The 21,962-nt window shown below is 69.3% G+C and carries 25 protein-coding genes and 1 pseudogene; 7 read left to right on the forward strand and 19 right to left on the reverse strand.

Features of this window, described 5'->3' with window-relative positions:
* The 3 genes from K7C98_RS08260 to K7C98_RS08270 form a co-directional block, all read right to left on the reverse strand.
* On the reverse strand, positions 1-1,356 hold the full coding sequence (locus tag K7C98_RS08260; protein ID WP_224191033.1) for a formylglycine-generating enzyme family protein: 1,356 nt from the start codon (positions 1,354-1,356) through the stop codon (positions 1-3).
* 240 nt (positions 1,357-1,596) lie between these two features.
* Complete coding sequence (locus tag K7C98_RS08265) at positions 1,597-1,986, reverse strand: peptidoglycan-binding domain-containing protein (protein ID WP_224191034.1); 390 nt, start codon at positions 1,984-1,986, stop codon at positions 1,597-1,599.
* A 259-nt stretch (positions 1,987-2,245) separates the two neighbouring features.
* Entirely contained in the window at positions 2,246-2,635 is a 390-nt protein-coding gene (locus tag K7C98_RS08270) for a carboxypeptidase-like regulatory domain-containing protein (protein WP_224191035.1), read from the reverse strand.
* A 352-nt stretch (positions 2,636-2,987) separates the two neighbouring features.
* On the opposite strand from K7C98_RS08270, the gene K7C98_RS08275 reads away from it, so the two are divergent.
* Positions 2,988-3,326, forward strand: coding sequence for a hypothetical protein (locus K7C98_RS08275; protein WP_224191036.1), 339 nt, complete (start codon positions 2,988-2,990; stop codon positions 3,324-3,326).
* Between the two features lie 581 nt (positions 3,327-3,907).
* Here K7C98_RS08275 and K7C98_RS08280 read toward each other — a convergent pair.
* The 5 genes from K7C98_RS08280 to K7C98_RS08300 form a co-directional block, all read right to left on the reverse strand.
* Positions 3,908-5,095: an acyl-CoA dehydrogenase family protein gene (locus K7C98_RS08280; protein ID WP_224191037.1), complete on the reverse strand. Its 1,188-nt coding sequence runs from the start codon at positions 5,093-5,095 to the stop codon at positions 3,908-3,910.
* A gap of 142 nt (positions 5,096-5,237) precedes the next feature.
* Positions 5,238-5,933, reverse strand: a complete 696-nt coding sequence (locus K7C98_RS08285) for a hypothetical protein (RefSeq protein ID WP_224191038.1) — start codon at positions 5,931-5,933, stop codon at positions 5,238-5,240.
* 64 nt (positions 5,934-5,997) lie between these two features.
* On the reverse strand, positions 5,998-6,639 hold the full coding sequence (locus K7C98_RS08290) for a hypothetical protein (protein ID WP_224191039.1): 642 nt from the start codon (positions 6,637-6,639) through the stop codon (positions 5,998-6,000).
* A 48-nt stretch (positions 6,640-6,687) separates the two neighbouring features.
* Complete coding sequence (locus K7C98_RS08295) at positions 6,688-6,828, reverse strand: hypothetical protein (protein ID WP_224191040.1); 141 nt, start codon at positions 6,826-6,828, stop codon at positions 6,688-6,690.
* A 154-nt stretch (positions 6,829-6,982) separates the two neighbouring features.
* Positions 6,983-7,921, reverse strand: coding sequence for a hypothetical protein (locus K7C98_RS08300; RefSeq protein WP_224191041.1), 939 nt, complete (start codon positions 7,919-7,921; stop codon positions 6,983-6,985).
* 199 nt (positions 7,922-8,120) lie between these two features.
* Between K7C98_RS08300 and K7C98_RS08305 the strand changes: the two genes are divergently transcribed.
* Both K7C98_RS08305 and K7C98_RS08310 read left to right on the forward strand, forming a co-directional pair.
* Positions 8,121-8,669 carry a hypothetical protein gene (locus tag K7C98_RS08305; protein ID WP_224191042.1) on the forward strand — a complete coding sequence of 183 codons (549 nt, stop codon included), beginning with the start codon at positions 8,121-8,123 and terminating at the stop codon, positions 8,667-8,669.
* A gap of 525 nt (positions 8,670-9,194) precedes the next feature.
* Positions 9,195-9,749: a ferredoxin gene (locus K7C98_RS08310; protein ID WP_224191043.1), complete on the forward strand. Its 555-nt coding sequence runs from the start codon at positions 9,195-9,197 to the stop codon at positions 9,747-9,749.
* Positions 9,750-10,050: 301 nt separating this feature from the next.
* Here the strand turns inward: K7C98_RS08310 and K7C98_RS08315 are convergent, their stop codons facing one another.
* Positions 10,051-11,190 carry a DUF6183 family protein gene (locus K7C98_RS08315; protein WP_224191044.1) on the reverse strand — a complete coding sequence of 380 codons (1,140 nt, stop codon included), beginning with the start codon at positions 11,188-11,190 and terminating at the stop codon, positions 10,051-10,053.
* Between the two features lie 468 nt (positions 11,191-11,658).
* Here K7C98_RS08315 and K7C98_RS08320 point away from each other — a divergent pair, with 468 nt between their 5' ends.
* Positions 11,659-11,907, forward strand: coding sequence for a hypothetical protein (locus K7C98_RS08320; protein WP_224191045.1), 249 nt, complete (start codon positions 11,659-11,661; stop codon positions 11,905-11,907).
* Here the strand turns inward: K7C98_RS08320 and istA are convergent.
* A complete protein-coding gene (gene istA, locus K7C98_RS08325) occupies positions 11,867-13,372 on the reverse strand; it encodes an IS21 family transposase (protein WP_224191046.1) in 1,506 nt (501 codons plus the stop codon). The two genes, K7C98_RS08320 and istA, sit on opposite strands and share 41 nt — an antisense overlap.
* A 306-nt stretch (positions 13,373-13,678) precedes the next feature.
* Between istA and K7C98_RS08330 the strand changes: the two genes are divergently transcribed.
* The gene (locus K7C98_RS08330) at positions 13,679-13,885 is read left to right on the forward strand and encodes a hypothetical protein (RefSeq protein WP_224191047.1); all 207 of its coding nucleotides are present in this window, start codon (positions 13,679-13,681) and stop codon (positions 13,883-13,885) included.
* 684 nt (positions 13,886-14,569) lie between these two features.
* Positions 14,570-14,947 (forward strand): hypothetical protein, encoded by a 378-nt coding sequence (locus K7C98_RS08335; RefSeq protein ID WP_224191048.1) that lies wholly within the window; start codon positions 14,570-14,572, stop codon positions 14,945-14,947.
* A gap of 453 nt (positions 14,948-15,400) precedes the next feature.
* Here K7C98_RS08335 and K7C98_RS43420 read toward each other — a convergent pair whose 3' ends face one another.
* From K7C98_RS43420 to K7C98_RS08360, 6 genes and pseudogenes are all read right to left on the reverse strand, one after another.
* On the reverse strand, positions 15,401-15,523 hold the full coding sequence (locus K7C98_RS43420; protein WP_263429340.1) for a hypothetical protein: 123 nt from the start codon (positions 15,521-15,523) through the stop codon (positions 15,401-15,403).
* A 186-nt stretch (positions 15,524-15,709) separates the two neighbouring features.
* Positions 15,710-15,880, reverse strand: a complete 171-nt coding sequence (locus tag K7C98_RS08340) for a hypothetical protein (RefSeq protein WP_346660273.1) — start codon at positions 15,878-15,880, stop codon at positions 15,710-15,712.
* An 88-nt stretch (positions 15,881-15,968) separates the two neighbouring features.
* Complete coding sequence (locus K7C98_RS44660; RefSeq protein ID WP_224191240.1) at positions 15,969-17,207, reverse strand: tyrosine-type recombinase/integrase; 1,239 nt, start codon at positions 17,205-17,207, stop codon at positions 15,969-15,971.
* 39 nt (positions 17,208-17,246) lie between these two features.
* A pseudogene (locus K7C98_RS44665) lies at positions 17,247-17,489 on the reverse strand (helix-turn-helix domain-containing protein); the annotation flags it as partial.
* A 193-nt stretch (positions 17,490-17,682) separates the two neighbouring features.
* Complete coding sequence (locus K7C98_RS08355) at positions 17,683-17,889, reverse strand: hypothetical protein (protein ID WP_224191050.1); 207 nt, start codon at positions 17,887-17,889, stop codon at positions 17,683-17,685.
* A 136-nt stretch (positions 17,890-18,025) separates the two neighbouring features.
* Complete coding sequence (locus tag K7C98_RS08360) at positions 18,026-18,658, reverse strand: hypothetical protein (RefSeq protein WP_224191051.1); 633 nt, start codon at positions 18,656-18,658, stop codon at positions 18,026-18,028.
* Between the two features lie 294 nt (positions 18,659-18,952).
* Between K7C98_RS08360 and K7C98_RS08365 the strand changes: the two genes are divergently transcribed.
* On the forward strand, positions 18,953-19,342 hold the full coding sequence (locus K7C98_RS08365) for a hypothetical protein (protein ID WP_224191052.1): 390 nt from the start codon (positions 18,953-18,955) through the stop codon (positions 19,340-19,342).
* 953 nt (positions 19,343-20,295) lie between these two features.
* Here the strand turns inward: K7C98_RS08365 and K7C98_RS08370 are convergent.
* The 3 genes from K7C98_RS08370 to K7C98_RS08380 are packed head-to-tail and all read right to left on the reverse strand — an operon-like array spanning position 20,296 to position 21,961.
* The gene (locus K7C98_RS08370) at positions 20,296-20,583 is read right to left on the reverse strand and encodes a hypothetical protein (RefSeq protein ID WP_224191053.1); all 288 of its coding nucleotides are present in this window, start codon (positions 20,581-20,583) and stop codon (positions 20,296-20,298) included.
* A gap of 9 nt (positions 20,584-20,592) precedes the next feature.
* Positions 20,593-21,039, reverse strand: a complete 447-nt coding sequence (locus K7C98_RS08375; protein ID WP_224191054.1) for a hypothetical protein — start codon at positions 21,037-21,039, stop codon at positions 20,593-20,595.
* A gap of 28 nt (positions 21,040-21,067) precedes the next feature.
* Positions 21,068-21,961 carry a peptidoglycan-binding protein gene (locus K7C98_RS08380; RefSeq protein WP_224191055.1) on the reverse strand — a complete coding sequence of 298 codons (894 nt, stop codon included), beginning with the start codon at positions 21,959-21,961 and terminating at the stop codon, positions 21,068-21,070.
* Position 21,962 lies beyond the last annotated feature (1 nt).

A 21,962-nucleotide genomic window follows, 5' to 3' on the forward strand; every position in this document is an offset into this window, starting at 1 on the left:
TTAGCCCTGCGGCGGGACGGCGTTGACGGCGCGCGCGCAGCGGAACCCGCGCTCGTAGGACTGGCTTCTCTTCTCGCAGCCCCGAGGCAAAAACGGCGGAAACCAGGCGTCGTCCCACCCCGACCCGCGAATCACTACGTTGTCTGGGCAATCGCTCTCGTCGTCCCGTCCGGACACGCCCACGTGGGTGGCGAGCTCGCCGACGTTGCTCATCATGTCGCACAGCCCCTGCTCTGTATTGTCGTCCGGGAAGCTACAGACGCTCTTCGTGTCCCTCCCCTGGAAGAACCCGAAGCGGTCACAGACCAGCTTGCGATCGAGCCGGCCGCCCCACGAGCAGGCGTACTCGGGGTTTCGGCTCCTGGCCGCAAATTCCCACTCGACGGCGGTCGGGAGGCGTTTCCCGACCCAATCGCAGTATTTCTTCGCCTCCCAGCCCGCAACGCAATTCGCTGGGTGATTCTCACGACCCGGCTTCGGCGTGTGCAGGCCTTGAGAGAACTCGAGGTTGCACAGATGGCGATAAGCTTTGCTCGGCAACCGAGTGCTCCCCGAGAGCACGGGTTCGTTACCGCAGAATCCGGCCTTGTAGCACGCGTGGTACTGTTCCGCCGTGACCTCGGTGCGGTCGATGTCAAAGGTCTCGACGTCCACCTCGTAGGTCTTGATCTCCGGCCACCCCTCAATGTGCTCGAGGTTTCCGACCTCTGTTTGAAAGTTCGGGTTGTAGTGATCGGGCCCCGGCGGCCCGATGCGGAAGTGGCCGCCGGCGATCCGCACCATGTCGGGCCCGGGCGCCAGGGACAGCTCGCGTACGTACGACTTGCCAGCCTCGAACTCGATGTCCTCCACGAAACCCCCAAGGCCCTCGGGAGGGACGACCCGCAGGCGCAGCTTGCACGCCGGGATCGCGGTCGGCTCGGCGGCCGCGCCCGGCACCTCCCAGTCTCCGAGGAATACGGTCTGGTTCGCGGGCTTCCGCTCGGGCGTCCTGGCGATTACGGTCAGCTGCGCGACCTTCAGTCCCGCGAACTCCTGCGCGCTCACGGTGGTGAGCGCGCCGGCCGCGGCCTCGACCGTGGCGCTCGCCTTCCCGCACGGGCTGTCGACCTCGACCGTGTGCTTGCCGGACGAGACGACGAGCGGCTCCGGCGAGGTGTTGCCCCGCGGCTCGCCGTCGACGGCGATAGCGAGCCCGGACGGAACATCGAGCACGAGTCGCGTCTCAGCGGGGCCCGTCGGCCCGGCGGTGCCGGACTTCGCCTCGCCGGTCGATCCCGCGTCCGAGCGTTGCACGCACCCACTCACGGTCAGGAGCGCGAGGAGAAGGGGGGTTCGAGCGTTGAAATCATGCATGCGTGACCTCCTGGTGCTTCGTGCGCGGGATTGATCGCTTGCGTCGATTGCCAAGACGGGAAATAGTGGCAGGGATGCCGGAGCCGAAAGACCCAGATCCGAGCGAAGATTCGCACGAGCCCGAGCTCACGGAACCCGGGCTCATCGGGACCTTCGCGGCCGCTCGCTCGGACCGCGCGCGTGACACCTTCAATACGCTCGAGGTCGGGCCGCGCTGGACCTTCTCTTCCTGAGCTCGCGTCAGCACCCGTGAGCCTCCTGCAGGGCGGCGCTCGTCGGCCCGTCTAGCGCGCCCGTCACCTCGAGGCGGCGCAACGCCTGAAAGCGGCGCAGGGCCCGGTGGAAGCCCTCGTCCGGCGCCGAGGGCTCGGCGCCGTACAGGCCGAGGCTTCGCAGGCGCTGGGCGGCGCCTCGCCAGTGGTTCGCAGGTTCGAGGTGCCCCAGCGTGAACTCGTCCTTCTCGCCGCGCTCCGGGACCACCAGCGTCGCCCGCGTGACGTCGGCCGGGAGCGCGACCTCGAGGCGTCCCTCGTCGTCCGCCGAGCCCGCGTGCGTCTGGCCGCCTGCCATGAGTTCGTAGCGCGCGCCGGCCAGAGGTTTGCCGTTGGGCTGGAGCCGCAGCCGAAACATCGCCTTCGGGGCGCGTCACGCGGAAACAATGCGCGCCGTCGGTCCCGACCTCGAAGGTGCGCGGATCCGGCTGCGGCAGCGAGACGTCGTCTCCGGACGCGAGGACGTTGGGATCGCGTCCGGCCTCTCGCAGGGCGGCGTTGCCCGGGTCGTTCCAGATCATATCGAAGGGGAGCCACGTTCGCTCGGCGATGGAGCGGATGCACTCTCCTGGCTTGATCTTGTGGGTGAGCATCACTGAACGCTCGAGGTCAGACTGTCATTCGGGCGCGGCGGCGTCACGCGGGCCCGGGCTCGCCATCAGCTCGCAGACGCTGCCGTCGAGGTCCGGAAAGGACACACGACAGACGCCGGGCGGCAGACGTGTAATTCTCGCCGAGCCGAGCGAATCGGTGTAGCCGCGATGCTGGTGCCCGCCGGGGTCGGTGACGAGATAGCGCTGACCGGGGATCACCGCATCCTCGTCGTCGACGAGGCGGATCTCGATCCAGTGGGTCGCGTCGACGGACGGCTCCAGCGGGCGATCGTCGTCATCGTTCTCCGGTCGCTCTGCGCGCCGAGCCGCGGAATAACCCCACTGCCGCGGGGGGTCGACACGGACCAGGACGAGCCGACCGGAGTCGATGGCGGCGACGAGCCGCGCGAGCACCTCGCTATCGCCTCGCGGCGACGCCACGGACGCGAACTCCGCGGCGAGGAGGCGCAGCGTCCTCGCGTCGAACGCGTCAGCGAACAGTGGCGCGAGCAGAGCCGCCGCTCGCGGGCCGCGGACCGCGAGGCGGGGCGCGTCCGCTGCCACCGCGCTCGCAGGCACGAGCAAGAAGCTCGTGCCCTGGCTGCGGAACGGTCGGTGAAGCGGCATATCGTGAAGCTAGCGGGTTCTGACGGGCGTGCCAAGCGGCGGAGCGCTCCGCCGCGCGCCAACTCGGCACGAGCATCGGGACGAAAGAGGACGCGGCTTGCCCGGGTTCGCGCTCACTGCCCCTGCCTCTCGGTTGAGCTTGATCTTCGAACCCTTGATCGCCACCTCGCCGCTCGATGAGCCGCGCGCGGTGCCGCCGAGCCGCTCAGAACTGCGGGATGCGCCGGTGCCCGTGTCTGTGCCAGCGCCTGGTTGGCGCCGTGAGGCGGCGATCGTGATGGTGACGGCTGCGGCGCTGTTCGGAGGGGCGTGGTCCCTGGCGCCGATGGAGAAGCCGGGTCGTGGCGGATCTGGACGGGTGTTGCTGTCCGCCGTGCGACCGACGCCGACGCACCAGATGCTCGTGCGCGAGGCGATGATCGCCGAGGACAGAATGCGTAAGCCCGTCGTGGATGCGGCGGATGAGGGCGCGTGGTGAGGGTGGAGCGCGTCGAGGCCCCGGGCGAAGGTCTGGTGCGTGAGGCTCCGCCAGCGCCCGTGGGAGAGGTGGGGGCTCCGGCCGCGCCGCCGCCCCGCCACGCCAGGGCCGTTGCGAGCGTGGGCACGTCGGCGCAGTCGGCCGACAGCCGCGACGACAGCTGCGTCTGCAGCGGGGATGACAGGACCGCCGCGCCGTTCGCGCTCGAAGCGTTCCCACGGTTCTGCGCGCAGGCTGGCTCCTGGCTGTCACGGCAGGGCCGGACGCTCCGCCGTAGACCCGAGGGCGGCCTGCCGCGGCGTCCGGGCCCACCGCGAGGGCGCCCTGCAACGCGCGTGCGAGCGCCTCGACCTGCGAGGGGCGCGTGGGGTCCAGCCGGTCAGGCGGCTTTGGCAGGTGCCAGCCAGACCGCACGCACGGCACGCAGGCGCCCGCCCCTCGCCAGCGGGTCGCGTCGCGCAGATCGCCGCGGCGCCGCCCGGCGGCCCGACGATCATCAACGATTGTGGGTAGTGCGTCGCCGCGGGTGCCGGCGACCGGCGCGGCGAAGGCAGCTCAAATCGCGGGACGAGCCGTCGCGATCAGGGCCCCTCGTCGTCGAGCGTGCCGGCGATCTCGCGGCCGATCACGAGCCGCTGGATCTCCGAGCTGCCCTCGTAGATCCGCGCCACGCGAGCGTCGCGGTACAGCCGCTCGATCCGGTACTCGCGCGAGTAACCGTAGCCGCCGTGGAGCTGCAACATGCGGTCGACCGTGCGGCCGCAGACCTCGCTGGCGAACAGCTTGGCCATGCTCGTCTCGGCGGGCGCGTGGCCGTCGCGGTCGAGCAGCCGCGCGGCCCGCAAGGCGAGCAGCCAGGCGGCGTCGAGCTCGGTGCGGGTGTCGGCGAGCACGAAGCGCGTGTTCTGAAAGTCGAGGACGCGCTCGCTGAAGGCCCGGCGCTCGCGGGCGTAGGCGGCCCCCTCGGCGAACGCCTCCTCGGCGAGCCCGAGGCAAAGGCCGGCGATTCCGACGCGCCCGCCGCCGAGCGCGGACAGGGCGATCTTGTAGCCGGCGCCCTCGCGGCCGATCCGCTGCGAGACAGGGACCCGGCAGCCGTCGAAGTGCAGGGCGACGGTGCCGCTGGCGCGCTGACCCATCTTGTCCTCGTCGCGGCCGACGGCGAGCCCGGGCGTGCCGCGCTCGACGAGGAAGCAGGAGATCCCGCGCGCGCCGACGTCGGGCCCGGTGCGCGCGAAGACAATGTGAAGACCGGCGTGCGCGCCGCTGGTGATCCACATCTTGCTGCCGTCGAGCACGTAGTCGTCGCGGTCGAGGACCGCGGTGGTGCGCAAGGCCGCGGCGTCGGAGCCGCAGTGCGGCTCGGACAGGGCGAAGCTCGCCGGTCCGAGCTGCCCGTCCGCGTACGGCCGCAGCCAGCGGTCCTTCTGCGCCGGCGAGCCGTGCTGTCCCAGGATCCAGGTGGCCAGATTCGAGGAGGCGAGGATCACCGCGGTCGACGCACACCCGCCGGCGATCGCGGCCATCGCGAGCAAGTAGCCGACGTTGTCGAGGCCCGAGCCGCCGTCCGCGACCGGGACCTTCATCGCCAGCAGCCCGAGAGCCGCGAGCTCGGGGATGAAGGCGAGCGGAAACTCCCCCGTACGGTCACGCTCCGCGGCGCCCGGCAGCAGCCGCTCGCGCGCGAACTGCCGCGCTGTGCGCAGCGTGAGCTCCTGGTCCTCGGTGAGCTCGAAGCCAAGGCGAGCGGGACGGTCGAGCGGGTTCATGGGGACTCCTCGCGAGGGTGCGGCATGCGGGGATCGGTAGCACAAGACGCGGCCCACGGAGCGGCGATCCGCGTCGGGGATCGGCGAGGAGGCCCGCATCGAAGCCAGGCAGATCGCTGCGCCCCCGGCGGCTGGGCGCGGGTCACTCGAGCACGAGCGTCACATCGGTCGTGTCGGGATAGGAGAACGTGACCTCGACCGGCGGTTCGGTCGGTCCGAGGCGAAGCCCGTTTGTTTCGGCGATGATGCACCACCCCTCGCTCGACGCCTCGCACGAACACAAATCGGGGCTGCACGGGATGGACTTGCTATACCGACTGGCGAGCGTGTAGGTCCCGGCAGGCGCCTGCTCCTCGATCTGGCAGGACGTGGCCTCGCACCCGTCGGGGAGGCACGTGGCCGGCAGCATCGCCGTCCCGTGCACGGCCCCGGACCACGCGCTGTCGTACACCCCGCCGGGCGCGATGCGAACCACGGAGACCGGACAGACACCCACGTTCGAGCACTCGCACCCGCCGTTCTCGAGGACGTTCCGGCACGACGCCGGGCAGACGTCGGACTTGGATTGCACCACCGCGTCGTTCGCATCGCGGAGATCGTACGGTGTCGCGCCAGGGCATCCGCTCAGCGCCTCGACGAAGATGTTCGCGTCGCCGTCATTGCGCAGATGCACCGCGACCACGGGCCCGATCCCCACGTCCGACGGATCTTCGCAGACATCGCCGGCCCCTCCGCTCGTCGGCTCGGTCGGGTCCGTCACCTCCGACGTCGCACCGCTCGTCGAGCCTGTGCCGGTCTGGTCCCCGACATCGTCGCCGCACGCGATGGCGAGCGCCACGAACACCCAAATCATGCGCGACGGGAGAGCCATGCGACCATCTTGCCCGAGCCGAACGGATCCGTCACCCGGCTGAAAGCCGGCGTCGGCCCTGGGTCTGCGCCCGCAACTGCTCGTACAGCCGCTCGCCCGGGGTCGGACCCTCGGGCACCGGGTCCGGTTGCCCGGGCAGGACCACAGATACGTTCATGGAGTTGGTCGCTTCGTACCACGCGGGGAAATCGAGGACCTCGATCTGCCCGTCGCGCACGCGGAGCTGGCCCTCGCTGCTGGTGAACCGCTCGTGTCCGCCATCGGCGCTCGTCCCGAGGACCATGACCTCGACCTGAACGTACCCGTCCGGCAGCCGCGGCATGGCGATCTGCCACGGCCGATTGGTGGACTGGGCGCGCACCCGGACCTCGGGGCCGAGGACCGCGGGGAGGAGCTCCTCGCCGCGCCCATCGACGATCATCATGCCCGTGGCGAACACGAGGTCGCTGTCGGTGTTGTTGGTGATCTCGGAGGTCACGGCGGAGGCCGTGAACACGGAGCACATGACGAGATCGGCTCGCGCGCCGGTGCAGGCGTGCGCGAGCTCGAGGCTCGCCGCGCACATCGGCTCATCGACGGGCAGGACCGGCGGGGGCTCCGGCGCCGGTCGCCGCATGCACGCAGCACACGCGACGAGGACGAAGATCGCACGCGTCTCCGGGCGCCACGGCATCGCCGATCAACTTCACACACGGCCGCGCCGCTGGTCAATCGCCGCAGCTCACAGTCTCCGGCGCGCCGGCGCACGGGCGTCGCAGCGGCGGCGGTGGAGCACGGCGTCGCGCACCGTGCTGAGGATGCGGCCGGGCTTGATGCACATCTGGAGCGCGAGATCGATGGCGCGGAAGCTCGGGCCGCGCACGAGCACCTCGCGGCCGGCTGGCGGACGCAGTGCATGAGGCTGTCGAGCTCGTCGCGCTGCGCGTCGGTGACGGCGTAGGCTCCGACCGGGTCGGGCGTGACGAAGGTGGTCGGCCAGTTGCCGGTCCGGCGGTGAACGAGGACCTCGGATCTGCTCAGGGCGCGGCCATGCAGAGGCCCAGGTCGGGCGGGAGACACTCGGCGTGGAAGTCCGGGTTCACGGTGGGCCACGCGGCGCAGACGGTGCCCGGGTAGGCCGCGTCGCACGGGTCGGGTTGGCTCAGGTCGCAGACGGGAGCGCAGCAACTCTCGCCGGCGCAGGACGGGAGCATGTTCGCCGGGAGGCAGGCCGTGCCGGACTCGCAGTCGGACGGACCCACGCAAGGCGCGCCGGCTCCCGGGGCACCTCGCACGAAAGATGAGCAGAAGAACCGCGGCTCGAAGACGTACGTGGTGCAGCCCAAACCTGCAGGGCAGTCGTCGGCGAGCGGATTGCAACGGGCCGGGCACACGCCGAAGAGCTTGTTTCCATACTTCATGCACCCGCTGCAGACATCGGCGCAGGACGACGCTTCGGGCGTGCCCTCGCACAGAGGTGTGCAGCGCAGGCTGTCCTGGCCCTGCAGAAAGCCGAAGCACATGGTGCCGTCGGGGCAATCGTCGAAGAGCGCGAGCTCGTCGCTTTCACACGCCTCGCCGACGCCGGCGGGGTCTTCGTCGATGTCGGCGCACACGGCCTCCCAGCCGTCCCTGTCGTTGGGCTTGCACTTCTGTCCCCGAGGGCAGGTGTCGTTCCACGGGTCGCAGGCGACCGGCGGTGGCAGGTCGGGCTTCATCACGAAGCCCTGAGTGTCCGCGGAGCCCGTGGTGGTGGCCGGACCGGCGTCGCTGGACGCGGAGCTCGTGGTGGTGGTCGTGGCATCGGTGCCGGTGGTCGGCGAGGTGGTGGTCGCAGAGCCAGTGCTCGGGACCGAGGTCGTGGTGGTCGCGCCGGACGCGTCGGTGGTCGCGGTCTGCCCCGGGCTCTCCGGGCCGCACGCGATCACCGCGATGAAGAGGGAACAGAGTGAGATGCGAGGCTCGCGGCTCGGCATGGGTCGAAGGATCCGCCCTGGCCACGGCAAGGGCAATATGCGCGCGCTGCGGGACAAGCCGCGCCTCGTTCCGCGCCTCGGGTATCGCTGTGAGAAGCGCCCGAGCAGTCGAGGGTCCAGGTCCCGGCTGGAGGCCATCAGCATCGCGGCCAGCTCGAGGGCGATTGACGGGGGCCGCGCGCTCGCATAGGGTCGCTCCATGTGGCCTCGCCGACCGCGAACGACGGCCGTGTGCGTGTGGTTGCTCGCTACGGCCTGCGACGCGGCCCCCACGCCCCGGGGTGAACCGCGCAGCTATCCGCTGATCCACATGGAGACGACCGGCCTCACCACCGCCCTCCACGTCGACGGCAAATCGGTGACGATCGCCTGGGACCCCGCCTCGAACGAGCAGGCGCTCGCCGAGCTCGACGCGCTCCAACCCGAGACCTTCCTGGGGCTCACCCGCGGCCGCGCGCTGCACGTGGTCGGCTCGCTGTCGCCGGAGATCCATCAGACGCCGTCCGGCCCGGGCCGGCCGACCAGCGAGCCCTATCACTCGTTCACGCTGCACGACTGGTATGTCGTGCCGCCGTTCCGCCGCCTCGTGCCCGCGAGCGACGACCCGCTGGACGGCATGGTCCCGGGACCGCTCGTCGAGCAGCTCTCCCTCGAGGACTTCAGGGCCTTGCCCGACGGCCGCGCGCTCGACCCCCGAGCCCACGAGCGCGCGACGCGAGACGAGCAGCAACCTGCCGCCGCGGGCTGAGCACCCGGCAGCTCGCAGGCACACGGGCCGCGCGATCGATATCCAAGGTGGCCAGGTACCCACCGAGACAAATCGTGACAGAGGGCGGCCAGCGATGGTCGCGTTGACGGTGAGCCTCAAGAAGTCGATGGCGCCGCTGGTCGGCACTACGCCAGCGACTGCTGTCGGGAGCACTGAAGCTTTGCGAGCTGGAGGGTGATGGTAGCGGAGTCCGCGACCGTGACCTCGACCCGCTCGTTGGCCCCGTTGTCCGTGACGCTGACGGCGCGGTGCTCGGTGTCGAGTAATCAGGGGGCCATCGACGCGGACACGACGATATTACTATCCGGGATAATTTCAGCCCCGGCCACGCGGACGAGAACCACCTGCAACGCTGGCGTCGGGTCTTGCTGCTCGCTCGCATCCCTCTGGGCCGAATGTACCGCGCCGATCCGACCACGTGAGATCGCTGCAGGAACGGCGGGCCACGGCCGCGCTCACACGTCTGGAGGGCTGCGCTCGCTTGACTGCTGCACGCTTTGCGGTGTGCCCGACACGGAGGCCCCGGACCTGTTCGCTGCGGCAGAAAGTCACTGCTACGTCCGCCGCCAGCCGACTACGCCCGAGGAGCTCGAGCGGATGCTGTCGGCGATCAGCTGCGCAGAGTTCAACTGCATCCGCTATGCGGGCGATGACCCGGCGATCCTCGAGCAGCTCGCCCTGTTCGGCGAGGCCGCCGTTTGTGACTCGATGCCCCCGCACATCGCCGCCCTCCGGCGCGACCATGTCAGCTTCGAGCTGACGTCGCCGTCCGGAGCACGCGATATCCTCGCCCGCCTCGTCGACCTCCTCCAGGTGCGCGGGGTCGCCCTGCCCGTGTCCGAGCTCGCGGGCGACGCCGATCGTGCGACGCTGGCGTGTACTTGGTCGTCGGAGCTGCTCGTCCTCGAGCGCGTGCATCCCAGGGGTCGCTGGTTGCTGCGAGGCGCCTGGGGCGAGCTCCACTCCTGGCTGGCGACGCTCCCCGACTGCACCGATATCCGCTGGTACAGTCGCGGTCAGTGGGAGGCCGGTGGTGCCTGGCACGCGGCGCCTTGGTGAGGCCCCGGACATGGGTCGTTGGGGACGACATCGCCGGCTCTCGCCTGCTCTCTACATTTGTAAGCGTCCATTAGATTGCGTCTCGTGGACGCCGTGTGGTTCAGTTAAGCGATGCCGGCCTACTCGCCGAGCGCGATGCGACGGGTCGCTGCCCATCACCTGCTTGACCACCTGCGCCAGCATGTCGAAGCCGCGCCGCATGTCCTGCGGCTCCGTGCGCCGCGGCCGAGGGCAGATGACGACGATGAGCCGGTCGGCCCCGAACGCCACATGCACCGGACCGCCCCTGATCGCGTGACAATCAGTCGGTGTCGGTGCCGGCGAGCACGGCGATCGATCGACCGTCGGCGCGGACGGCCACCAGGCCGAGGTCGGTGATCACGTGATTGAACCACGGCGAGTCGCTGGTGAAGTGCGCGAAGCCGCCGGCCCGCTCGACGGCGCGGGCCTCGGCCTCGATCGCCTCCAGCGGCGCGTCCGCGGGCGCGTCGACCAGCCCGCCGAGCGAGCGCCACGCGTGCAGGCGGCCGTACGCGCCGCTGATGCCGGTGTTGTAGTCGCCGCCGTTGGCGCCGAACGCGAGCAGCAACGCGAAGAACTGCGCGACGGACAGCGCCCGGACGTCGACCCGCGTCGCGCCGGCGAGGACGCCGAGCGGCAGCGATCGCAGCAGCGCCGGACACGGCCCCTGCACCGCGCGATCGAAGCGGAACATCCGCGCCTTGACGCGGCCGTTGGACACCTCGCAGTGGCTGGTGAACACGCTGGCGATCCGCCGCCCGTCGGCTGGCTCGCCGACGGCGACAATTTCGGGGAGCGTCGCCGCCGGCGCGATCGTCGGGCCGGTCGGCGCCGACCAGCCCCAGCAGCCGAGGCCGCCGACGCGGTAGGTCGCCGCCGCGGTCTCGCTCCCGACCTCGAGCGCGAGCCGGTGCATCGGTAACGACGCGAGCGGGTGATCGTGAGCCGCCAGTGTCTTGAGGAGGACGTCGATCTCCGGTCCGGCGAGCGCGGCCCCGCGGATCACTAATTCGTGCGCCCAGCAGGCCAGCAGCGACATCAGGTCGTCGGGCACGCCGAGCGCCTCGATCGCGCGGACGAGCGCCGCCGGTCCGTGACGCGTCGCCAGCGCTCCGGCGAGGGCCCGCGCGCCGGCGTCGTGATGCTGCCGGCCGCTGCCCGCGGGCGGCCCGAGCTTCTCGTGTCGGCGCAGCGCCTCGATCGCACGCACGACCGTCGCGTCGCCGCGCACGAGGACGAGGGCTTGCAGCGTGACATCGAGGTACGTGGATCGCTGGCGCGTGAGCAGCTCGACGAGCTCCGCGAGGAGCTCGAGCTCGCCGTCGTCGACGGCCCGCTCGAGCCGCGCGAGCCACGACGACCAGGCCCGCGGATCGGCGGCGAATCGGGCCAGCGTCTCTGCCTCGGCAGTGACATCCACCGCGCGAGCATACCGGGTGCGTCACGCCTCGGCGAGCGCGCCTCGGCGAGCATGCCCGACTGGCTCGCCGGGCGCAGCTTGGCGCGGCTCGACCTCGCGGCTCAGCGGCGCGCCCTGGGCTGCTCGCCTCGGCACGCGCGCTCGCCGAGGCGCACCAAGCGACGATTCTCGCCCTGCGCTGCGAGGTACCGTTCTCCGACCCGCCGAACCGCTCGCCTGCCTCGCGCGCGAAGGTCTGCGCCCGCCAGCCGAGCCGCTGATCGTCCGTGCGGGGGGCTCGCGCGCTGCGGCTGCCTGTGCGAACCGACCGGTCCGAGCTCGGCTTGTCTCGGACCCATCTTTGAGCCGGAACAACACCCCTCGCGCCGAGAACGCGCTCGGATCTCGAACTAGTGCTCCGACCATAGCGTAGCGATCTGAACGATGAGCGAATTTGCGCTCTGGCCGAAAACCTGATCTACAGGGGTCATGCGGCGGAAGAAGCCAGTCGAATTCGGCGAGCGGCTTGATCGCGGAGAGCTGCGCGTCGCGGAGGCGCCGCTCGTAGTTCCGGCGCTTGCGTTCGACCTCCTCGATCTCGATGAGGCGCTGCAGCCACGGTTCGCGCGCGTGGGTGTGCCAGTGCGTCAGCACGCCGTGCAGCCCGAGCGCGGCGGCGCGGCGGCGGAGAGGGTCATCATGGTTCGTCGTCATCGTTCTCCTGGTCGGTGCCGGTGAGGAGGTCGTAATCGGCCAGCGCGTGCGGTCGCACGACGATGTCGCGGAGCCGCGGATCTTGGGGCTGGGCGCCGGGCAGTCGCGGGACCGCGTGCCGGTCCTGTTGCAGCAGCTGGCGGACGGCGGGGATGTGGACGACATCGCGCTGGACGCACTCGGCGATCGCCTGTTCCAGAGGACAGGCGCCGTATTCGTCGAGCAGGCGCAGGAGCTGGGCGACGGCGGTGCCGAGGTTGTGGCCCCGCTCGGCGACGCGGATCAGAAACGTCCCGGTGCTGGGCGCGGCGACGACGAGGCGATCGGTGCCGCGGTGCTGCTTGGCGGCGGCCTTGTGCTCGAGGAGCGCGCTCTCGTGGCGCGGATCTTCGACCCGCGCGCCGCGGTCGTAGCTGCGTGGGTGATCGGCGACGACGTTCACGCCGTCGACGATTCGGATCCGGTCGATGCCGGTGACGGCGATGAGCTCGCTCTCGACGTGGCGGTGCGGGACCGAGTAGTCGTTGAGGTCGAAGCGGATATAGGGCGTCTTGCCGACCTGCACGGGCACGTGCGTCTCGCACGGGAAGGACGCGTCCGGCAGCGGCAGTAGCCGCGGCTGCTCCTCGGCGAAGGCCTCGCGAACGGTGCGAGTCTGATCCTCGGGCCAGCGCCGATCCATCGCGGGGCCGTCGCAGAAGGCCTCGAGCTGGGCGTTGAGGTCGTCCAGTCCGTCGAAGGGTCGGGCCGCGAAGAAGGCCTCACGAAGGTAGCGGATCGCACGCTCGACGCGCCCCTTCTCGTTGCCTCGCCGCGGCCCGCAGGCCCGCGGGGCGAAGCGATAGTGGGTGGCGAGGTTCAGCAGCGTGGGGTTGAAGCGAATGGCGTCACCCCGTCGCTCGACCACGGCGCTCTTGAGGTTGTCGTAGAGCAGTTCTCGCGGCACCCCGCCGAGACGCTCGAGCACGTAGACGTGGCCGGCGAGGAAGACCGGCATCTGCGACCCGAGGTAGAAGCGCGCGATCAGTCGACGCGACCAGCTCAGGACGACGACGAATGCCATCAGCGGGCGCTCGGCGCGGCCGATCTTCAGCGTCCCGAAGTCAGCCCAGTCGACCTGCGCCTGCTCGCCGGGCAAGGTCCGGAGTCGCAGGTATGCCTCGCCCTTCGGGCGGGCCCGCAGTCGCGCCACGACCTCGCGCAGGCGCGACTTCTGGCCGGGATAGCCGCGCTCCCTGAGCATGACGAGCAGCCGGCTCGAGGACAGGGTCGGGTACGCGGCGAGCGTCTCGCGGATGAAGGGGAGGTACGGATCGACGATCGACGGCCGCTCGCTCAGCGTCGGCCCCATGAGCTCCTTGCGGCCGAGCACGCGACGGACGACGCTGTGATGAATCGTGAGCTGACGAGCAATGGTCCCGATCGGCCAGTGCTCCGCAGAGTGGAGACGCACGATCTCCGCCTCGATCTCGGGGGTCATGCGCTTCATCGCTCACCTCGGTCCGTCACGCGGACGCCGATCGACGCCCGTACCAGGGGACTTGGGGGCACGAGGAGCCCGGGGACGGCGCGGGCGCTGCCGGATCCATCCGTCAGACCCGCGTCCACATCGCACGCAAGCATGAGCGGCGGGCCTTGCCACAAGGCCAGGCCCTCCAGGATGTGCCGCAGCGCCAGCCTCTCCTCGCCCAGGTACGGCAGGTCCGCTTCAAGCAGTCGCCGCGATCGCGAGCTCACGGTCAGCCTCGCTCGGCTGTCCTTCAGGACAAGTTCCGAGCGCCATGGTCTTTCCAGCATGTGGTTCCTCGCTCCTGCGCGCGCCGACCACCTCCGTGGTGGTCTCGGCCGCGTCACCCCGGAGCCTGCCGACGCCCTCGCTTGCGGGAAGACCCTGATGCGTCACTTTCTGCCGGAGCGCTTCGCGGTACCGTCGCTGGCGCGCGGCGTGTCGATGGGCGCCTGCGGTGGTTTGTTGGTATCGGCGACCTGCCAGGCGCACTGACTCCCGCCGCTGCGCCTCGGCACAGACTGGCCCACAGTACACGTCACCTCGATCACACCGGCGGCACAGCACGATAAGCTGTCGGCACCGCCCGCACAGAAATGCTCGGAATCCCCGCTCGTCCTCGTCGATGGCGTCGCCACTCCGCCGCCGACATCCGCTTGCCTTCCTGAAATCGCCGCGGTACCTTCACCCCGTCGATCCTCGTCTGGCCTTTGGGCCATCTTCGACACCGAGCGCTGCGGGCTGCCACACACCGCAGCGCTCACCCTTTTCTGGACGGCTGCACCTCTCTACCCGCAGCGCCGTTCCCGTCCGCGAATTCAACCCAAGGACCAGCTGGTCTGGTTCACCCTCGGCCCGCTTGGTTAGCTGGCTTACACATCAGGCAAGAGCCGCCGAGCCGCTGCGTCACCGGTCGCATGTCTCGTCGGCGAATTCACGCGGATCCTGGCCGGCGCTAACATTACGCGGCCCGCGGTGTTTGTTCGGCGTGCCGCGGGCGAGGTGTTGTTCGCCGTGTGGGTGATCGCCGTGTGTTGCTCGGCGTGGGGGTGTTGCACCAAGCAACACCCGCGTGCCATGCAAATACTACGACCTCGGGCCGGTCGCAGGCGTTATCGTCACCGTGTTCCAGGCCCGTGCGAAGGGTTCGCCGAGCCGCACGCCCTGACAGGCCCCGTCATGGACAAGATCATCCGCTTCGCCCGTTCCTTCCCGACCCTCGCCGACGCTCCGCTCGAGCCGTGGGACCCGTTCAAGTTCGACGCGTGGGCTGCAAGTCGGGGTGGTACGACTGGCTTTCGTCGCGCGGCCTCACTGCAGCACGCGAGCGCGTGCGTGCTCGCGGTCTGGAGTACTCGGCAGGACGTCGTCGAGGCTCTGCAGAGCGCGTTCACGGAATACCGGCAACCCTACGTGCTCGAGGCCATGCATGAGCTCGCTATAGCGAGGAGGAGGTGGCGCGTCGGCGCCTTCCACGTCATCACGGCGCTGGCGGTGTGGGACGACGAACACCGTGCGGCGTTCCTGGCGTGGGCCCGCGAGCCGTGGTGGTGTTGAGCGATGGACTTCCGCACTGCCCACGACGTCCCGCTCGATCCGGCACGGGTCCCCAAGTCGAGATCGAGCCCGGCCGCGGGGCCTTTTCCGCTCCGGGAGAAGAACTGGAACAGCGGCAGAGAACGCGGTTCCACTTGGAACGCGCGGGGCGGCCTACAACCGGGCTTGAGCCACAGTTACGCGAAGAATTTGGTGAAATCATGTACGGGCGGCGCTGGACCCCCCTACGGGCTCCTTTACGGTGGGACGTCTCGAAAAGAGCCAAATTCGCTACGAGATCGAGACGAAATTCGAGACAACCGGGGGATCGCGCCATCGCGCATACGGCCTTGGGAGTACGCAGGGGCCTCCGCCGGACCAAGCCCTCGGGCCGCGGGCCCGGCGGCCGTCGAGACAAGGTCCTCCGTGTTGCGGAGGGGCGATCTGTACTTTGCGACATGCCGCCCTGGGCAACTACTGCGGGGTAACCATGAGCGCGATCCGGTGGCCGAGCAGCGGCTTGATCGCGCCATTGGGCTTCTGGCACAGCGTCGTCATGCCATCGCCGACACCGAGCTCACGATCGGCGTTCCACATGGGGAACGAACGCGCCGAGTTGGTGCCCCCCCGAGGTACGGCATGAACGTGAGCTTGGGCGCGGTCTTCCCCGCGGGGGTGATCATCAAGCCGTAGCCGTCGCCGAGGTCGGTGAGACAGGTCGGGTCCTGCGGGTCGCTCGGCTTGGCGGTCTTGGCAAACAGGTACAGCCGGTCGGTGTTGTTGTTAAGGGAGATCAGCGTGTGCTGCTGAACGGTCCACTGCTGGCTCGCCGGCGACGCGCTGGTCAGGGCGGCGTCGGTGGCCGTCGCCACAGGTGTTCTTGCTGCATGCGTTGGTGCACGCGTCAGCGTCGTCGCCGTTGCCATCGTCGCACTCCTCGACGCCCGCGTGCACGAGCCCGTCGCCGCAGCTCGCCGGCTCGCAGTTCGGCAGGCACGCGTCCGTGTCGATCTGGTTGCCGAAGTCCAAACCTACCCGTAACTCACGTCAGGAGCGTGAATTCCGGGGTGTTGCCACGAGTTGCCTTGGCGTTGCCGAAGGCGTCGGGGTCCGCGAGCGCCGCGACGGCCTGCGCCGCGAGCTCGCCCTGGTTGAGGTGGATGTAGTACTTCATGGTCGTCGCCATCCGTGCGTGGCGGGCGAGCGCCTGAAGCGCGTACGGGCTCACGCCCATGCGAGCGAGCAAGGTCAGCACGCTGTGGCGGATCCGGTGCGGACCGTAGACGGCCAGGCGCGCGAGACCCTGCGCGCGTCGCACTCGCATCCCGAGCGTGCCCTCGAGGACATACTCCCTGCGTTCCCGAGGGAAGCTGTGGGGGCTGTACTCGCCGTCCGGCACGAACACGAAGTCGCCGCGCGGGCGGTAGCCCCGCAGGGCTTCGACGAGTCGGGGCGAGAGGGGTACCACACCGTCCTCGCCCTTCGCCGTGTCTTGCAGGACGCCCCTGGAGACGCACCGCGTGACCTCCATCGTGTGCTCGCTCAGGCTGATGTCCTTCCACATCAACCCGGCGCACTCGCCGATCCGCAGCGCGCCATCCGTGAGCAGCAGGTGCAGGGCCCGTTCCTCCTCGTTCTTGGCGACCGCGATGAAGCGCTCGAGGCCCTCGCGGGAGTAGACCTCGACTTTCGGCTTGCGCTGCTTGGCCCACGTGAGCTCAGGCAGGTCGTGCCCTTTCGGGAGCTCGCCCTCGCTCTGCGCGTAGCGGAGCGCGACGGAGACCGACTCGCAGATCTGGCGCGTGTAGGAGTACGACAAGTTCAACTCCTGCCTCATGCGCTTGCGGAGACGCGAGAGGAGCTTCTCGTCGATCTCGTCCAGCCGGATCGGTCCGAGGACCTCACGAATGTGAAGCGCCCAGGCGGACTCGTAATTGAGCTTCGAGCTGTGTTTGAGCTCGGCGACGTGGCCAGCCAAGAACTGGGGCCAGAACTCCGCGAGGGTCTTGACGGTGTTGTGATTCGGATGCTTGGGACTCTCTCCTTCCTTTCTCTCGACATTGTCGACCTTGGCGGGCTCACGGCACAGCTCCCGATAGAGCTTGAACGCCTCGGCACGCCCCCACTCGGTCGCGGCGACCGCGTCCATCCCGACCGGGGCCACGATGCGGCGACGGACAGGCTGGGCGGGGTCGAGCGGGTGGGTGAGATGGATGTCGACATGCTGGCGGGTTCGGTCTTTGAAGTATGGGCGGCAGGTGACTTCCAGTTCGTCTCGCACGCTGGACTCTTTCCGCCCCCTCGCTTCCTGTTCCGCCAGCCAGCGTACGAGATCGCGCCGCGCGTACGCAATCCTGCGGCCCATGCGCAGCACGGGTGGGCCGGCCCCCTCTGAACGCCATTTCTCCAGGGTCCGCGGGCTCAGTTTGAGAAAATTCGCGGCATCCTCTGCCGTGAGGACTGCATCAGAATCGCATATGTCGAGAGATCTCTCTCGTGCAATACTCCTAACGCCCACAGCCCCCCCTTTCACCTGTTGTGGCCCACCGTCCACTGCGATCATCCGATTCCGAGCGCCATCAAACGCCGAATGCTTCCGGACGCTCGTGCCCGCGGTGGCTATCTCCGCGAGATCTAGCGAGCCGCAGGTTCTCGCGGTCACGTTCGCTCGAACAACCGAATCGGAGGATCCCCGCGACGTAGTCGATCATTACATCAAGCGAACCCAACTCCGGTCATTGTCGGGCACCGTTTGATCACTTCATCATCTCACGGGCACGATGCATCCCGTTCCGACTTCCCAGAAGGTATCCGGCGAGGCCGAAAAACACCCCGGAGATGCCCATGCCGACGAGCGTTGTCTGGGCGTTACTGGCTCGCACTTGCGCTACCGCCTGGGTGCAGCGCACCAGAGACAGCTTCAGGGTCGTTACCTCTCGCTCCAACTCTTCGATTGTCGCCATCGTCGCTTCTCTCCGTTTCTATCGGCGGTATTGTCCGCCGGACAGTACTACCCCCCCAGTGCGATACTCCTCGATGTGTTTGGGATGTGCCTCCTGACTGCTGCTCGAACGAACGCAGCTCGATCCATGGCGAGTATTACCTCCGCAAGACCCATATTCCACCGATGACGACGGCGCCGATGCTGAGGACGCCGACGCCGATCATCAGCGCCCTGCCGACGCCCTCGCCGACGGCGCCGACGCCCTCGCCGAGGCCCTTGCCGATGTGCTCGACGGCACCGAATACATGCTCGCTCGCGGCTCTGCCGGCCTCACCGAGCGCATCGAGGCGCGCACCGAGCCAGGCCTGCCAGCCCTTCGCGTCCGCGGCGACAGCGAGATCGAGCGCGTCGATCTTGTCAACCCACGCGGCGACGGGGTAGCTGCGGGCGATGAGGCTCGGTACCAGCGGGTCGGCGCCGAGGAGCAGCTCACCACGCAGGCCCCACTCGCGGGGCGCCGCCATGATGAAGTTGAGGACCTCGAGCTTGCGCGTATGGGTCAGGAGCTCGTCGATGAAGATGTTGATCTCGCCGCGGAGCGTGCGCGAGGCGTATTCATCGGCGGCGGCCTCGGTCGCGCCGTGCTTGATCGCCGTCTCGCGGCTCTCCTTGTGCTTCTGCTGAAGAAGCTGCCAGAGCTTGAGGCGGTTCGCGCGATAGTTTTTGGTCTGCGGGCTCGTCTCCATCTCCAGCAGGCCCGGCGGATCTTCGGGAGTCGGTTGTGCCATGACATGTACCTTCCGGGGCTAACCCAGCGATTGAGCAATGCAGCGGCAGCGGTCGGTGTCTACCAGGCAGCGCCGAGGCGTGCTCGGATGATGATGACTTCAGAACATCCTGTGCGCGGGCTCGTGCGGCGGCGAACCGCGGGCATCGCTCGCGGGCGAGGAGGCGTCGACGCTCGCCCGCTGCGACGTGTTGGGATCGGGACGGGCCAGTCTGACGACTGCACGGCCATCTGGCTCTTCAGACAACTTCGGCGGTGGCTCGGGGTCAGGGTGCGAGCGCGGCGGTCCCGAGATTTGCTGGCGGAAGAGGTCGCGGAGGCCGCAGAGCGCGGTCTGAAGGATTCGGTGCTGCTCTGCGGCGATCTGTGCGATCTGCTCCTGCACCCGGCTCGCGTCGTCCCTCATCGTCGCCTGGACGACGTCGAGTACCCGGCGCAGCTCCGCGCGGTGTTCGGAGTGGATGCGTTGGAGTTCGGCGCGGTGCTCAGCGTGGACGCGCTGGAGCTCGGCCCGATGCTCGGCCTGCTGGCGCTGGTGTTCCGCGTGGTGCTCGGCCTGGAGGTCGTGGAGGATGGCGTGCAAAGATTCGAGCAGAGCGGCCACCTGTTCGGCCGGGTAGCCCCTGGTGCCCGCGAGCATCTCGACGTGCTGACGAATGGGCTCGGGCGTGGGCGCCGGACGTAGGGGCGTGCTCAAGAGCGAGGCCCTGAGCGCGTCCCGCTGCGCGATGAGGGTGTCGATGTGCGCACTGAGCATATCGAGCTCGCGCTCTCCTGTCGGGTCGCCGGCTGATGGGACGGCAGCTCCATCGGTGCGAGGTGCGGCGGCGGGGCTCGTGGCCGCCGCCCCAAAGGACAGGTTCCCCGCGGTCCAGATCGGGGCGGTCACCTGCGCCGGTGAGCTGTCTCTTGGAGCAGCTCTGTTCGCGGCCTGAGCGGAGGCCGATGATGGAGCCGGGGTCGGTTGAACAGCGGCGGATCCAGGAGATGCGGGACTGGCGAAGAATCCGAGGAACGGCGCGCCAGGCGGATTGCCGGGCGCATGCTGGAATTGTGTCGCCACAGGCGCGGCGGCTGCGGGCGGACCGGGGTGTCCCATGGGCTGCACGACGTACGGATATGCGGGCTGGTGTGCCAGGGCTGGCTGGATCTGGCCGGGCGTGTCCGGGGTGAACCCCGAAGGCGATGGGACGAATGGATGCCCCTGCGTCTGTGCCGGCGCGGGCGGGGCGGCGGCGGGACCCGCGGCCTGGGGCTGCGCGAACGTGATCGGCGCGATGAACCCAAACGGCGACGCCATGTGCGGCGGGACCGGATGCTGCCCGGGCATGAGCGCCGCTGGACCGGGGTGAAACCCGAAGGGAGGGGGCTGCATCGGCCAGGGCTGCAGTGCGCCGGCGAAGCTGAGTGAGCTACCGACAGGAGCGGTCGGCGGCCGCATAACCGGAGCCTGGCCCGAAAGCAAGGCGGTGATCTGCGGCCCGTAGGGCCCGCTGAGCAAGGCGGCCAGGTCCGCGCCGGCGGCCGGCGGTGGGCTCGCGGACGCTTCCTGGCGACGCGCGGGCCTTCGTGCGGCGGCGAGCATGTGGAGGATGTTCTGCACCGAGGACGAGGGTGTCTGTTGGGACATGTCTTCTCCTACATTCGGGCTTGCCGCGCGCCGCGCAGGCCGAGGGTGTTCTGCTCCGCGACGACGGTGTATGTGCCGGGGTTGACGACGAAGATCGGGGCGCTGGGTGTGGCTACGAGCTTGAAGGTGGCGGGCTCGCCGGCTCGCTGCCGGGTGATGAGGATTTGGCCGCGGACGACGATGAACGCGAGCGCCTCACCGGGCTCGACGACCTCGACGCAATGCTCGCCGCGCGCCATGACCAGCGCGCCGAGGTTGTAGCGACCGCCGCGGACATTGGTGAGGCCGAAATGCATGGTCGTCCTTCAGGAGAGGTCTTCGGCCGACGTCGATCCTTGCGCGGGGGTACGCGAGCCTCCGCTGCGCTCGTCGGCGGGTTGTCGGCCCGACGCGGCCTCTTCCCCCGCGCACGAGCTCGTCGCCCCTCTCGCGCTCGTCCCCGCCTTCGCGCGGGCAGCGGGATCCGCCGCGCGCATGAGGCTGTGCATCAGGCTGGCCTCGACCTGGACCCCGTCGCGCATGTGCTGCAGCAGTGCTTGCCTCACCGCCGCTGGATCGGCGTCGCTCGCCAGCGCGAGCTGAGCCGAGCACAGGATGTTCGAGAACGAGGTGATCTTCGTGCAGGCGAGGTCGAGCCACAGATCGAGCGGGCGCTCGACCTGGGACGGGGGAGCCGCCTTGTCGCGGAGGTCCTTGAGATCGCGGAGAGTGATTCGCAGGGTGTGAATGATGTCGTCGAGCTGGATATACATGTTGATTCCTTGTGCCGCCAACGCGGCGTCATCGAGATTCAGAGCTGCTCATGATGAACGCGGCGGCGACACCCGCGAGTGTGAGGCCAGCGACCACGCCGCCGATGATCTTGAGCGAGGCGAAGAGGTCCGTCGATTTCGAGGGCATGCCCTCGGGGACAGCTTCGCTATTGCAGTCTTCCAACGAGCCGCAAGGGGCCTGGGCCTTGAGTGCGGTCTGGATCGCGTCCTCGGTTTCGGGGCCCCACTTGCCGTCGACGCTGATCTTGAGAGCGGTCTGCGCGGCCTTGAGGGCCTCGATCGCGGCTGAGCCCCACGCGGCGCCGACGTCGCCCTTGTAGAAACCGAGGTCGGCGAGCGCCTGGAGGCGCTGGCGCGTCTGCAGCAGCGACATGTTACTGCCGACCATTCGCTCGATGTAGTTGGTGGGGTTCAGTAGACCGGTCGGCGGCGGATCGTCCTTCCACCAGCGCGAGTTCGCGGTGCGGGCCGGCTCGGCCTTGTACGCCTCGAGGTGCAGCATGCCGTAGCCGCCCACGATCCTGCCGAGCTTGTCGCCCTTCTTGACGCGCTGGCCGTGAACGAGCCCGAACTCCTTGTGGGACCCGGCGATGACGCCGCCGAGCACGAGGAAGAGGCCCGAGTCCGTGCGCAAGAAGACGGCACGCGTGCCGTCGGTCCAGCCCTTGTCGAGGCCGGCGATCATGCCGTCCTCGGGCGCGATCACGAGAGCACTGTTCGGCGCGTCGGTGAGGTCGACGCCGGCGTGCCAGCGCTGACAGGTCTGTGTGGTGCAGCCGAAGGGGCGACCGCCGCCGAGACTCCACGTAGCGAACTTTGGCGTTACCGTCGGCAGTGGCCACGCGGGCTTGTCGGCACCGCCGGCCATCGGAATCTTCTCCCAGTCGGGCGAGCGAGCCATG

Origin of the sequence: Nannocystis pusilla (assembly GCF_020073745.1) — a bacterium.
Lineage (GTDB): Bacteria > Myxococcota_A > Polyangia > Nannocystales > Nannocystaceae > Nannocystis > Nannocystis radixulma.